Raw genomic sequence first — 12,386 nt, 5'->3', positions numbered from 1 at the left:
CGCTGACGCTACCCTCCCGCGGAGCGAAGGACGGCACGGTTCACCACCTGGAGCTCCGGCACGCAGAAAATTCGCACGGGTCATGACGGTCACGGTGACGACCTCCCCTGCCGCTACCTGTGCGGTCGGCGGTCCCGCTCGTCCGGTCAGGCTCGCTCGTGCTGATGACCGGAGAACGCCAAATCGCAACGGAACACCCTTGATCTCAGCGGGGCTGGCGCGGTTTTGTCGTCCACTTGACGCACCACTGCTCGCCGTGGGCACGGCGAGCTTCCCGGCCCGCGGCTCATGGCGGGGGAGGTTGTCGGTGAGCGGTATATCGCCCGCTTTGCCCTGGCACTTGCTGGGTGCAAACCCACACTGAGGTGCCCTTTTCGGGTGGGCTTTTTTGGCTACTAACGAGTACGTTAGCGGATGATCTTGGTTGGGGTCTCGGCGGTTGGGTTGATTTGCTGGCTTGGTGGAGGTGAAAACGTGATCTTGGGGGGCGGGCCTCAGGTGGTTTTTGGGGTGGCTCGGTCGATGATCGGGGCCAGGTCCAAGCCGGGTGGGAGGGTGCCGAAGGCGGTGCCCCAGTCGCGGTCCAGGCGGGACGCGCAGAAGGCGTCCGCTATGGCCGGGTGACCGTGTCTGACCAGCAGCGATGCCTGCAGGACGAGGGCCAGGCGCTCGGCTACGCGGCGGGCGCGGTGCTCGATCGTCGCGGTGTCGGTGAAGCTGTCCTTGGCCTCTTTAACGGCCCTGTCGAGGCGGGGGTCGGCGCCTTGGGCGAGCTCGACTTCGTCGAAAAAGGCTTCCAGCGTCTGCGGCTGGCGTAGGGTTGCACGTAGGAGATCGAGAGCAGCGACGTTGCCGGAGCCCTCCCAAATCGAGTTGAGGGGGGACTCGCGGAAGAGGCGGGGCATGCCCGACTCCTCGACGTAGCCGTTGCCGCCCAGGCATTCCAGGGCCTCGGCGGCGTGGGCGGGCCAGCGCTTGCAGACCCAGTACTTGCTGACGGCGAGGCCGAGCCGCTTGAAGGCGGTCTCGGCGGCGTCGCCGCGGACGGAGCGGTCCGTGGCGCCGGCGAGGCGCAGCATCAGGAGGGTGGCGGCCTCCGACTCGACGGCGAGGTCGGCGAGGACGTTGCGCATGAGCGGCTGGTCGGCGAGGTAGGCCCCGAACGCCTTGCGGTGCGCGGCGTGGTGGGCGGCGGTCGTGACGCCCTGGCGCATCCCGGCGGCGGCGCCGATGACGCAGTCGAGCCGGGTCATGTTGACCATCTCGATGATGGTGCGGACGCCGCGGCCCTCGTCGCCGACGCGCCAGGCGACCGCGTCCTCGTACTCGATCTCGGACGAGGCGTTCGACCTGTTGCCGAGCTTGTCCTTGAGGCGCATCAGGCGGAGGGGGTTGCGCTCGCCGTCCGGGAGGACGCGCGGGACGAGGAAGCAGGTCAGGCCGCCCGGCGCTTGGGCGAGGGTGAGGAAGACGTCGCACATGGGCGCGCTGGTGAACCACTTGTGCCCGACCAGGCGGTAGGTGCCGTCCGGGTGCGGGACGGCCCGCGTGGTGTTGGCCCGGACGTCGGAGCCGCCCTGCTTCTCGGTCATGGACATGCCGGCGAGGAGGCCGTGCTTGGTGAGCGGCGCGCGGAGGCCGAAGTCGTAGCGGGGCGCGGTGAGGAGGGGCTCGTACTGGGCGGCCAGGTCGGGGGACTGGCGCAGGGCGGGGACGGCCGCGTACGTCATGGAGATGGGGCAGCCGTGGCCGGCGTCCACGCGCCAGGTGTAGAACTTCGCGGCGCGGGCGACGTGGGCGCCCTCGCGGGTGTCGGCCCAGGCGGAGCCGTGCAGGCCGTGGGTCACGGCGACGTTCATCAGCTTGTGCCAGGCCGGGTGGAACTCGACCTCGTTGACGCGGTGGCCGTAGCGGTCGTGGGTGCGCAGGACGGGCGGGTGCTCGTTGGCGAGGCGGCCCCAGTCCTGGGCCTCCTCGGTGCCCGCGAGGCGTCCGAGCTCGTGGAGTTCGGCGGCGGCCCAGCCGGCGCCCTCGCGCTCCAGGCCGTCCAGGAGGGCGGGGTCGTCCGCGAGGTCGTGTCCCGCGAGCGGGGGAACCTGGTTGAACACCTCGTGGGTCGTCACGCGCCGCTCCTCCTGAAGTCCGTGGCCCGGTCGCATTCGGCGAAGTCCGGTCTACCGGGAAGAATACAGAATGTCGTTCGGCGTAAAGATGATCATGTCAGGGGCGGCCGGCCCCGGCATCCTCCTGAAGGGGTGGGGCGATCTCGTCCGCGCGACGGATTGCCCGCCGGTCGCGGGGGCATACTTTCGAAATCATGAGTCAGTCCAGTCCGCAGCCCGGGGGGACGTTCCCGAGCCGCCCGCAGGACCGGCGGCAGGACCTGCGTCCCGCCCCCGATCCCGTCCCGCCGGCACCGGCGGACCGGACCGTCCCGCAGGCACGGGCGGACCGGACCGTCCCGCCCGAGGCCGTGCGCGCCTCCGACGCCGAGCGCGAGGCCGTCGTCGAGCGGCTGCGGGTCGCCTCGGTGGAGGGGCGGCTGACCTTCGAGGAGCTGGCCGAGCGCACCGAGGCGGCGTGCATGGCCGTCACGCGCGGCGACCTGGAGCGGATCACCACCGATCTACCCGGCATGGGCGCGCCCGGTGCGAACCCGGCGCCGTTGCAGGTCAGGCGCAAGTTCAGCGCCATCATGGGGGACTGCAAGGAGCGCATCGTCGGCCGCATCGCCGAGCGGCTCGAAGCCGTGTCGGTGATGGGCGACGTGGAGCTCGACCTCCGCGGCGCCCAGGTCCCGACGTGCGCGGTCACCGTGCACGCCACGGCCGTCATGGGCGACATCAAGATCATCGTCCCGGACGGGGTGACCGTCGAGCTCACCGGCTACGCGGTGATGGGCGACCGGCGCGTCGCGGTCCGCGAGGCGCGTCCCGGCGCGTGCGTGCCGGTGGTCCGGGTCGCCGCGCACGCCATCATGGGCGACGTCACGATCGTGGACGACGAGCACCACGCCCCCGTCCGCCGCGCCCTGGCGTCCTGGTGGAAGAACCGCCAGTAGGCGGGCCGGTCAGCGGTTGGCGGCCGTGCGGGCGCCCAGCCAGAGCGTGTAGAGCGCCACGCCCGCGAGGCCGGCCTTGCGCGTCCGGTCGGTGGCCATGGCGAGGCCGAGCGCCAGCTCGGTGGCGCCGTTGCGCTTGATCCAGGCCTCGGTGTCCTGCGGGAACGCCGCCTTGGAGATGGGCTCGAACGCCTTCGGGACGGCGAAGTGGGCGGCGCCGGTGGCGGCGAGGACGAGACCGGCCGCGCGGATGAGGGCCATGTGGGGTTCCTTTCAGCGTGCGGGCCGGAGTGGGGTGTGCGGCCCGGTCGGCTGAGGATAGTTCCCCGGTACCGCCGTGCGCGGGGCGGGGTGCGGGTCATCTCTCGGACGGGAGGAGCAGGGCGAGTGCGAACGCGGCGGCCGGGACGAGGCAGAGCAGGGTGAAGACCGGGGGCGTGCCGTGGGCGTCGGCGACGAGGCCGAACAGCGGGGTCAGCAGGCCGCCGGCGCTGACGCCGAGCCCGAGCGTCACGCCGGCGGCGGTGCCGGGACGGGCGGGCAGGTAGTCCTGGCCGAGCCGGACCAGGACGGCGAACGGCATGTTCAGCGCCAGGCCGGCGAGGACCGCGAACGCCAGCGGCGCCAGGGGGCCGGGGGCCAGCCGGAGGCCGGCGAGCATCGGCACCGCGAGCAGGGCGCCGATCCGGACGGTGCGGACCGGGCCGATCCGGTCGGCGAGCCGCCCGCCGGCGAGGGTGCCCGCGACGCCGCCGCCGAGGAAGCACGCCAGCGCGGTCCCGGCCATGACCCGCGATCCGTCCAGGTGGGCGATCCAGTACAGGCCGATGAAGGTGGCGACGGCGGCGAACACCGCGGAGCGGACGACCGAGATCAGGGTGAGGACGGCGAACGGCCACCAGCGGTCCGGGCCCGCGAAAGCGGTGGCGCCGGCGGACTCCTGCCGACGGACGGCCCGGGTGAGGACGAACGCGGCGAGCACCGCCGGGGGCAGGAACGCGACGGTGCCGCCGAGGCCCCAGGCGCTCAGGGCGGGGACGGCGAGGACGGGCGCGAGGAAGAAGCCGACGCTGCCGCCCGCGGCGAAGACGCTCATGGCGGTGACGCTGTCGCCGGCCGCCTGCCGGGCGGCCTTGCCCGCCGCCGGGTGGAACATCGCCACGCCCAGACCGGACAGCAGGAGCAGCGCCCATACCGCCGGGTAGGGACCTGCGAGTCCGGCGAGTGCGAAGCCCGTCCCGGCGAGCAGGACGCCGGCGGCGGCGAGGCGGGGGAGCCGCAGCCGGTCGACGAGGACGCCGATCAGCGGTTGCGGGAGGGCGCCGCCCAGCGTCGCCGCGAGGGTGAGCCCGCCGGCGGCGACGTAGCTGTAGTGCCGTTCCAGGACGAAGTAGGGCACGGACGCCGGGACCAGCCCCTGGTAGAAGTCGTCCACCGCGTGGGCGGCGGCCCACGTCCACATGCGCCGCGGGACGGGCGGTGCGGCGGTCTCGATGCTCGCTGTCACCCGTCCAGGATCGTGATCGCCGCCGGTTGCGGGCTAGCAGTATCCTGCCGTGATATGTCGCCTACCCGCCATGATGCGCGTCCGGCCGGTCTCCTGCCGCTCGGACACGGGGAGCGGGTCGACTGGCACGACCACCCCCATCACCAGCTCGCCTATCCGAGCCACGGGGTGTTGCAGGTGTCGACGGACGCGGGCACCTGGGTCGTGCCGCCGTACCGGGCGGTGTGGCTGCCCGCCGGGGTCGCGCACACGCACCAGGCGTACGGGCCGACGCAGCTGCGCACCGTGAACTTCGACCGGGCCGTCGCGGGGTTCGCGGAGCCGGCGGTGCTGGCGGTCTCGCCCCTGCTGCGGGAGGTCGTCATCGCGCTGACCGGTAAGGACGCGCCGTCCGGTGAGCGGCGGCGCAACCTCGAACGGGTGGCGATGGATCAGCTTGAGCAGGTGGAGGAGCTTCCGCTGCGCCTGCCGCTGCCCGCCGACGACCGGCTGCGGGCCATCGCCGCGGCGCTGGCCGACGACCCCGCCGACCAGCGCACGCTCGCGGAGTTCGGGCGCGCGGTCGGCGCGTCGGAGCGGACGCTGAGCCGGCTGTTCCGGCGGCAGACCTCGATGACGTTCCCGCAGTGGCGGACGCAGATGCGGCTCCAGCACGCGCTGATCCTGCTCGCGACCGGCGCGTCGGTGACCAGCGTCGCCGCCGCCTGCGGCTACGCGGGCCCGAGCGCGTTCATCCAGGCGTTCCAAAGCGCCTTCGGCAGCACGCCCGGGCGTTTCCGAGGCCCCTCGACGTGAGGCGGGTCAGCGGGTGTCGTCGTGGCGTTCGGCGTCCTCGACGCCCGCCTCGTCGGCGGGGAGCGAGTCGGGGTGCCCGACGTCCACGCCGGGCGTGCCGGTGCCGCTGATCTCGTCCTCCTGCCGCCCCCGCGCCTCCTCCTGGTCGCCGCCCTCCTGGCCGGGGACGCTCACCGGCACCGGCGTCCCGGGGACGGTGCGGCCACGGGAGTCCGAGCCCTGGTTGACGGGGGCGAAGTCGCGGTCGTGGGTGGTCTCGGGCTCGTGCCCGAGGTCTTCTCGCTCGTCCATGCGGGCCGCCTACCCGCACGGACGGCGATCACACGGCCCGGCCGCGGGGGGTGGGTCACACGGGGCGTCAGACGGCGGCGGCCTCGCGGGCGGTGCTGAGGGCCTCGTCGTAGCGGTGGACGACCAGCTCGGCCACCTCCGGGGCGGCGCCGAGGACGGGGGAGACGGCCGCGGCGCCCGCCGCGAGGGACTCGGCCCGCACCTTGTCGGCGAAGTACCCGGGCGCGAGGAAGTAGGACGCGACGGCCACCCGGGGGGCGCCCGCGTCGCGGAGCGCCGCGACGGCCTCCGCCGGGGCCGGCCGCGCCGCCGACGCGTACGCCGGGACGACGCCGCGCCAGCCGCGCGACCGCCACTCCCGCGCGAGGCGCCAGATGGTGGCGTTGGCCGACGGGTCGGACGAGCCCGCCGACACCAGCACGACGGACGTGCCCGGGTCGCCGGGCTCGACGCCGGCCTCGGCGAGGCGGCGCTCCAGCGCGTCCGTCAGCAGCGGATGCGGGCCGAGCGTGGCGGCCGTGCGCAGGTCCAGCCGCGGGCGGCGGCAGCGGACCCGGTTCAGCACGCCGGGGATGTCGGTCTTGCTGTGGTAGGCGGCGGTGAGCAGGAGCGGCAGCACGACCGCCTCCTCCGCGCCGTCGCGGGCCAGGCCGTCCAGCACCCGGTCGGGGGCGGGCGGCGCGTGGTCCAGGAAGGACGCGTGGACCGGCACGTCCGGGCGCAGCGCCCGGACGGCCTCGGCCAGCTCCACCACGGTGGCGGCGGCGCGCGGGTCCCTGCTCCCGTGCGCCACCGCCACCATGGGCGGGCTCACAGGTGGATACCGCACTCGGTCTTGCCCATCCCGGCCCACCGGCCGCTGCGCGGGTCCTCGCCCGGGGCGACCGGGCGCGTGCACGGCGCGCAGCCGATCGACGGGTAGCCGTCGTAGTGCAGCGGGTTGACGAGCACCCCGTTGTCCTCGATGTAGCCGTCCATCTGCTCCTGGGTCCAGTCCAGGATCGGGTTGACCTTGACCATGCCGCGCTTGCGGTCCCACTCGACGACGCGGCGGTCGCGGCGGCTCGCGGTCTCGTCCCGGCGGATGCCGCTGAACCACGCCATGTAGCCCTCCAGCGCCCGCCCGAGCGGCTCCACCTTCCGCAGGTGGCAGCACAGGTCGGGGTTGCGGCCGAACAGCCGCGGGCCGAGCGCCGCCTCCTGTTCCTCGACCGTCCGGGACGGCGTCACGTTGATGACGTTGACCGGGTAGACGGCCTCGACGGCGTCCCGGGTCCCGACCGTCTCCGCGAAGTGGTAGCCGGTGTCGACGAACAGGACGTCGATGCCCGGCTTCACCTTGGACACGAGGTGGATCAGGGCCGCGTCCGACATGGACGAGGTGAGGCAGATGCGGTCGCCGAACGTGGCGACGGCCCAGCGGATGATCTCCAGCGTGGACGCGCCGTCCAGCGCCTCCGCGGCGGACTCGACGATGTCCTCAAGATCGAGTGTCGGTCTGTCGGTCTCCAGAAGAGTCACCGAGGGATCTCCTTGCGTGTGTGGGGGGCTCCAACACCGAGGAACTTCAATTTGAAGGAGCGGACGCAGTCGTTGCAGAACCACGTCGCTTCTTCTTCTAGGGGTTCGAGGTTCTCTTCTCCGCAGTACGGGCAGTAGAACGGCGCGGCACGTTCGCTCATTCCGATCTGCCCGCTACTTGAGGTCGGCCTCGTCGGCGCGCTGCACCCAGGCGGCGAAGGTCTCGCCGTCCGTCCGCTGCGCGTCGAACCTGCGGACCACCCGCTCGACGTAGTCGGTCAGGCCCGCGGAGGTCGTCTTCAGCCCGCGCACCTTCTTGCCGAAGGACGCGCCCACCTGGCCGCCCAGGTGGATCTGGAAGCCCTCGACCTGGTCGCCGTTCTCGTCGACGACCAGCTGGCCCTTCAGGCCGATGTCGGCGACCTGGATCCGGGCGCAGGCGTTCGGGCATCCGTTGACGTTGATGCTGAGCGGCTGGTCGAAGTCGGGGAGCCGCTTCTCCAGCTCGTCCATGAGGTCCATCGCGCGCTGCTTGGTCTCGACGATCGCGAGCTTGCAGTACTCGATGCCCGTGCAAGCCATCGTCTGGCGGCGGAACGTGGACGGGCGGACCTGGAGGTCGTGCGCGGCGAGCGCGTCGGCGAGCGCCTCGGTGTGCTCCGCGGGCACGTCCAGGATCACCATCTTCTGCTCGGCCGTCGTGCGGACCCGGCCCGACCCGTAGCGGGCGGCGAGGTCGCCGATGGCGCCGAGCAGCTCGCCGTTGACGCGCCCGACGCGCGGCGCGAACCCGACGTAGTAGTTGCCGTCCTTCTGCCGGTGGATGCCGACGTGGTCGCGGCGGGGGAGCGGCGCGGCCGGCTCGGGGCCGTCCGGCAGCGCGTACCCGAGGTAGTCCTTCTCCAGCACCTCGCGGAACTTGGCCGCGCCCCAGTCCTTGACGAGGAACTTGATGCGCGCGCGGCTGCGCAGCCGCCGGTACCCGTAGTCGCGGAAGATCGAGACGACGCCCTTCCAGACCTCGTGGGCCTGCTCGGGCTTGACGAAGACGCCGAGGCTCTGCGCGAACATCGGGTTGGTGGACAGCCCGCCGCCGACGAGGACCTGGTAGCCGGTCTCGCCCTCGTCGTTCACCACGCCCACGAGCGCCAGGTCGTTGATCTCCGGGACCGTGCAGTGCGCGGTGCAGCCCGACATCGCCGTCTTGAACTTGCGCGGCAGGTTGGAGAACTCGGGCGAGCCGATGTAGCGGTCGTGGACGTCCTGGAGCTGCGGCGTCGCGTCGATGACCTCGTCCTCGGCGATTCCGGCCAGCGGACAGCCGATCATCACGCGGGGCGTGTCGCCGCACGCCTCCATGGTGGAGAGGCCGACCGCCTCCAGCGCCTCCCAGATCGCCGGGACGTCCTCGATCCGGATCCAGTGGAACTGGACGTTCTGCCGGTCGGTGATGTCGGCGGTCCCGCGCGCGTACCGGGTGGCGATGTCGGCGATCGTGCGGAGCTGGGGGCCGTCGAGCTGGCCGCCGTCGATCCGCACCCGCATCATGAAGTAGCGGTCGTCGAGCTCCTCGTCCTCCAGCATCCCGGTCTTGCCGCCGTCGATCCCGGGCCGGCGCTGGGTGTAGAGCCCGAACCAGCGGAACCGGCCGCGCAGGTCGGCGGGGTCGATCGAGTCGAACCCGGCCTTGGAGTAGACGTCGAGGATCCGGTTGCGGACGTTGAGCCCGTCGTCGTTCTTCTTGTTCTCCTCGTTCTTGTTCAGCGGTTCGCGGTAACCGAGGGCCCACTGGCCCTCGCCCTTCTTACGCTTGGTCGCGGGTGGCACGGCGCGCGTCCTCATCTGTTGATGTGAGGGACGCGTAGCGCACCGGCATTCTCGGACGCCGGCTCGGCACTGAGCAGGATGAAGTCAAAGGTGACGCCGATGCACCACGCGCCCGTCGAGTCAGGGGCGTGGTCGGGGCGTCACCGACAGATCGCGCTGCGGACGCGGAGGAAGTCGACGTGCCGGCGCTTGGCCAGCAGCGGGTCCGCAGCAGTCATACCTAGACTCTGACACGTCGTCTCGCGGGCTGTCCAGTGACGTCCGGTATGCGGACGCGTGACGAGGATCATCCCTGCCTCCGCCAGTTCACCCGCGGCTCCGCCGGCGTGGCGTCGGCACCGCCCTCACCAGCGCCCGCGCCGGTGTCCCGGTCGGCCGCGCGGGCGCCCGCGGCGGCCTCGCCGCGGGCCTCGGCGCCGGTTCCGGGCCGGTGCTGGCAGTCGCACCACGAGCCGCCACGGCACGCTCCGTGACGACGCTCCCGGCACGACTGGCAGATCATGTCCCCATTGTCGCCGATGGTCGGGGATGCTCCTGCCTGGGCCCGGAGTCCCAATGATCATGGTCCGGGCGACGTTCCGGGCCGTCGAAGCGGGTATGGGCGAGAGGACGGCGGCATCACGGGGGCGCATCGCGAGGGAGGCGTCCTCGCGGTGATCGGGCTCGGAGGTGGTCGGGCCGAGGGGGCGGCCGGTACGCGACGCGCGGGATTGGATCACTGAAATGGGCGATGCGGCATGTTCCGGGCAGGCGACGCTCTACGGTGGAGCGCTGTGACCACCGTCTCCGACGCCGCGGGCGTCGCCCCGGCCGGAGGCCCCGGCTCCGGGGGGCCGCGCACCGGCCCGCGCGGCCGCGCGCTGCGGGCCGCCCGCGCCGTCCGCGGCGCCGCCGGATCGGCCGGCCGGATCGGCTGGAAGCTCAGCCGGGGCACCGCGGTCGCCGCGTTCCGGTACCGCGTCACGGGCCTCGCCGCCGAGGCCGCGTTCTTCGCCCTGCTGTCGCTGCCGCCGCTCGTCATCGGGCTGATCGGCACGATGGGCCACTTCCGCGGCGCGCTCGGCGACGACACGGTCGGCGACATCCGCGCCTGGGTGATCGAGCACGCGCGGACCGTCCTGACGGGCCCGGCGGTGAACTCGGTCGTGGTCCCGCTGATCGACGACGTCATCAAGGGCGGCAGCCCGGACATCGTCTCGCTCAGCTTCCTGCTGTCGCTGTGGGCGGGGTCGCGGGCCACGAACGTCTACGTCGACACGATCACGATCTCCTACGGGCTGTCGGGCATCCGCGGCGTGATCCGGACCCGCATCCGGGCGTTCGTGATCTACCTGCTGGGCCTGCTCGTCATGCTCGTCCTCATCCCGCTGCTGGTGGCCGGGCCCACCCTGGTGCGGCGGGCGCTGCCGGAGAGCGCCGGGTTCGTCCAGGTCTTCTACTGGCCGGTCGTGGTGAGCCTGTCCGTGGTGTTCCTCGCGATGCTGTACCACTCCAGCGTCCCCGTGCGGACGGCCTGGTGGCGCGAGGTGCCGGGCGCCGTCCTGGCCCTGCTGATGTGGATCGTCGGCAGCGTCACCCTCCGCTTCTACCTGAGCGGGTCGCTGAGCGGGGTGTCGGTGTACGGGTCGCTGGCGGCCGCGATCGCCGTCCTCGCCTGGCTGTACGTGGCGGCGCTGGCCGTGCTGATCGGCGCCGCGCTGAACGCCGAGATCGACCGGCTGTGGCCCAGCGCCGGGACCGCGCGGGCGCGGGCCGTCCGGGCGGCGGCGGGGAGTGACGACGACAACAAGGGCAAAACGTAAAAATCTACCCTGAATCACCGGGTTAAAAGCCGCAACATGTCGTAATCTCGCGTGGCATGACCCCCCGTGAGGAGACCGGCCGGCTCCGGACCGTGACCGGCACGATCGCGACGTCCGACATCACCGGGCCGGTGCTCTCCCACGAGCACCTCCAGCTGGACCTGCGCTGGTCCGGCCGCCCCGCGATGGTCGACTCCGACCCGTACCGCTGGCTGGACGACGAGAAGGCCGTCATCAAGGAGCTGTCCCGGCTGCGCGCCGAGCGGGGCCTCGGCCTCGTCGTGGACCTGACCTGCTCCGGCATGGGGCGCAACGCCGCCGCGCTGGCCCGGATCAGCGCCGGCGCCCGGGTCGCGGTGATCGCCGGGACCGGGACGTTCACCGAGCCGTTCCACGGCTCCGCCGTCCGCGAGGCGCTCGCGGGCGCGCCCGGCACGGCCTCGGCGGTCGAGCGGATCGCCGAGCGGCTGCTCGCCGAGACGGGCTTCGGGCTGGACGGCACCAACGCGCTGCCCGGCGTCATCGGCGAGATCGGCGCCTGGGGCGACGCGCCGACCGAGGCGGAGGAGCTGTGCCTGCGCGCCGCCGCCCGCGCGTCCCGCTACTGCGGGCTCTCCGTCGCCACCTACGGCCGCGCGGGCCTCGCGCAGCTGGAGATCCTCACCGCGGCCGGGCTGGCCCCGGACCGGGTCGCCGTCGGCCAGCAGGACCTGGTGGACGACCCGGGCCAGCACCGCAAGATCGCCGAGACGGGCGCCTACGTGTCGTTCGGCTCGTCGGTGCTCGCCGGCGAGGACCACGCCGCCATCGGCGCCCGCGTCCGCGGCGTCATGGACCTGCTGGAGGCGGGCCACGGCGACCGCGTGCTGCTGAGCAGCGGCGTGTCGCGGATGGCGCAGATCGTCCGCAACGGCGGCGGCGGTTTCGGCCACCTGTTCGACACCCTCCTGCCGGCCCTGCGCGCGGCCGGGGCCGACGACGCCACGCTGGACGGCATCCTGCGCGACAACCCCCTCCGCTGGCTCACCGCGGCCGCCGCCTGACCCCCGGGCGCCGGGCCTCAGCGGGTGCCGGACGCGGGAGTGGGTAGGGCTGGGGCAGGTCTCTTTCGCGACCCCGGAAGGGGGTCCGCCATGCCCTGGAACAGGATCGCGCGCGACGGGCCGCAGAAGGCCGAGACCGTGCGGCTCCCCTACACCGACCGCGCCGAGGCGGGGCGGGTCCTCGCCGAGCGCCTCGTCCCCGCGGGCCTGGAGGGGGCGGTGGTGCTCGCGCTGCCGCGGGGCGGCGTCCCGGTGGGGTACGAGGTCGCGCGGCGCCTCGGCGGGCCGCTGGACGTCCTCGTGACCCGCAAGATCGGCTATCCGCGGCAGCCGGAGCTCGGCGTGGGCGCGATCGCGGAGGGCGGCGCGCCCGTGTTCGACCGCGCGCTGCTCGGCCGGCTCGGCCTGACCGAGGACGACCTGGCCCCGACCGTGGAGGCCGAGCGGGCGGAGCTGGCCCGCCGCGTCCGCGCCTACCGCGGCGACCGGCCGCTGCCGGAGACGGCGGGGCGGCCGGTGGTGCTCGTGGACGACGGGCT

General features: G+C 73.2%; 13 protein-coding genes. 5 read left to right on the top strand and 8 right to left on the bottom strand.

Annotated features, from left to right (window positions below; genetic code table 11):
- Positions 1-494: 494 nt before the first annotated feature.
- Positions 495-2,159 carry an isovaleryl-CoA dehydrogenase gene (locus tag E1300_RS40960; protein ID WP_207400245.1) on the bottom strand — a complete coding sequence of 555 codons (1,665 nt, stop codon included), beginning with the start codon at positions 2,157-2,159 and terminating at the stop codon, positions 495-497.
- Between the two features lie 158 nt (positions 2,160-2,317).
- Here E1300_RS40960 and E1300_RS40955 point away from each other — a divergent pair, with 158 nt between their 5' ends.
- A complete protein-coding gene (locus E1300_RS40955) occupies positions 2,318-3,061 on the top strand; it encodes a DUF1707 SHOCT-like domain-containing protein (protein WP_242619717.1) in 744 nt (247 codons plus the stop codon).
- Between the two features lie 9 nt (positions 3,062-3,070).
- Here E1300_RS40955 and E1300_RS40950 read toward each other — a convergent pair whose 3' ends face one another.
- Positions 3,071-3,322 carry a DoxX-related protein gene (locus E1300_RS40950; RefSeq protein WP_131762670.1) on the bottom strand — a complete coding sequence of 84 codons (252 nt, stop codon included), beginning with the start codon at positions 3,320-3,322 and terminating at the stop codon, positions 3,071-3,073.
- A gap of 97 nt (positions 3,323-3,419) precedes the next feature.
- Positions 3,420-4,568, bottom strand: coding sequence for an MFS transporter (locus tag E1300_RS40945; RefSeq protein WP_242619716.1), 1,149 nt, complete (start codon positions 4,566-4,568; stop codon positions 3,420-3,422).
- Between the two features lie 54 nt (positions 4,569-4,622).
- Between E1300_RS40945 and E1300_RS40940 the strand changes: the two genes are divergently transcribed.
- The gene (locus tag E1300_RS40940; protein ID WP_131762669.1) at positions 4,623-5,363 is read left to right on the top strand and encodes an AraC family transcriptional regulator; all 741 of its coding nucleotides are present in this window, start codon (positions 4,623-4,625) and stop codon (positions 5,361-5,363) included.
- Positions 5,364-5,369: 6 nt separating this feature from the next.
- Here E1300_RS40940 and E1300_RS40935 read toward each other — a convergent pair whose 3' ends face one another.
- From E1300_RS40935 to E1300_RS40910, 5 genes are all read right to left on the bottom strand, one after another.
- Positions 5,370-5,654, bottom strand: a complete 285-nt coding sequence (locus E1300_RS40935) for a hypothetical protein (protein WP_131762668.1) — start codon at positions 5,652-5,654, stop codon at positions 5,370-5,372.
- A 67-nt stretch (positions 5,655-5,721) separates the two neighbouring features.
- On the bottom strand, positions 5,722-6,456 hold the full coding sequence (locus tag E1300_RS40930; protein ID WP_131762673.1) for a sirohydrochlorin chelatase: 735 nt from the start codon (positions 6,454-6,456) through the stop codon (positions 5,722-5,724).
- An 8-nt stretch (positions 6,457-6,464) separates the two neighbouring features.
- The gene (locus E1300_RS40925; protein WP_131762667.1) at positions 6,465-7,175 is read right to left on the bottom strand and encodes a phosphoadenylyl-sulfate reductase; all 711 of its coding nucleotides are present in this window, start codon (positions 7,173-7,175) and stop codon (positions 6,465-6,467) included.
- A 174-nt stretch (positions 7,176-7,349) separates the two neighbouring features.
- Complete coding sequence (locus tag E1300_RS40915; RefSeq protein WP_165503222.1) at positions 7,350-9,017, bottom strand: nitrite/sulfite reductase; 1,668 nt, start codon at positions 9,015-9,017, stop codon at positions 7,350-7,352.
- A 271-nt stretch (positions 9,018-9,288) separates the two neighbouring features.
- A complete protein-coding gene (locus E1300_RS40910) occupies positions 9,289-9,504 on the bottom strand; it encodes a hypothetical protein (RefSeq protein WP_131762665.1) in 216 nt (71 codons plus the stop codon).
- A 271-nt stretch (positions 9,505-9,775) separates the two neighbouring features.
- Here E1300_RS40910 and E1300_RS40905 point away from each other — a divergent pair, with 271 nt between their 5' ends.
- The 3 genes from E1300_RS40905 to E1300_RS40895 form a co-directional block, all read left to right on the top strand.
- Positions 9,776-10,804: a YihY/virulence factor BrkB family protein gene (locus E1300_RS40905; protein ID WP_242619715.1), complete on the top strand. Its 1,029-nt coding sequence runs from the start codon at positions 9,776-9,778 to the stop codon at positions 10,802-10,804.
- Positions 10,805-10,860: 56 nt separating this feature from the next.
- A complete protein-coding gene (locus E1300_RS40900; protein WP_131762663.1) occupies positions 10,861-11,847 on the top strand; it encodes a phosphotriesterase family protein in 987 nt (328 codons plus the stop codon).
- A 90-nt stretch (positions 11,848-11,937) separates the two neighbouring features.
- A partial coding sequence (locus tag E1300_RS40895) for a phosphoribosyltransferase (protein WP_278045423.1) occupies positions 11,938-12,386 on the top strand: 449 nt, incomplete at its 3' end.

Origin of the sequence: Actinomadura fibrosa (genome assembly GCF_900659615.1) — a bacterium.
Classification (GTDB): Bacteria; Actinomycetota; Actinomycetes; order Streptosporangiales; family Streptosporangiaceae; genus Spirillospora; species Spirillospora fibrosa.
This window is presented reverse-complemented; position numbering and strand designations above follow the sequence as displayed.

Excerpts from the sequence above, each read along its gene's own strand:
- E1300_RS40960 (WP_207400245.1), bottom strand. The coding sequence starts at position 2,159 with ATGCGACCGGGCCACGGACTTCAGGAGGAGCGGCGCGTGACGACCCAC.
- E1300_RS40955 (WP_242619717.1), top strand. The coding sequence starts at position 2,318 with ATGAGTCAGTCCAGTCCGCAGCCCGGGGGGACGTTCCCGAGCCGCCCG.
- E1300_RS40950 (WP_131762670.1), bottom strand. The coding sequence starts at position 3,322 with ATGGCCCTCATCCGCGCGGCCGGTCTCGTCCTCGCCGCCACCGGCGCC.
- E1300_RS40940 (WP_131762669.1), top strand. The coding sequence starts at position 4,623 with ATGTCGCCTACCCGCCATGATGCGCGTCCGGCCGGTCTCCTGCCGCTC.
- E1300_RS40935 (WP_131762668.1), bottom strand. The coding sequence starts at position 5,654 with ATGGACGAGCGAGAAGACCTCGGGCACGAGCCCGAGACCACCCACGAC.
- E1300_RS40930 (WP_131762673.1), bottom strand. The coding sequence starts at position 6,456 with ATGGTGGCGGTGGCGCACGGGAGCAGGGACCCGCGCGCCGCCGCCACC.
- E1300_RS40915 (WP_165503222.1), bottom strand. The coding sequence starts at position 9,017 with ATGAGGACGCGCGCCGTGCCACCCGCGACCAAGCGTAAGAAGGGCGAG.
- E1300_RS40910 (WP_131762665.1), bottom strand. The coding sequence starts at position 9,504 with ATGATCTGCCAGTCGTGCCGGGAGCGTCGTCACGGAGCGTGCCGTGGC.
- E1300_RS40900 (WP_131762663.1), top strand. The coding sequence starts at position 10,861 with ATGACCCCCCGTGAGGAGACCGGCCGGCTCCGGACCGTGACCGGCACG.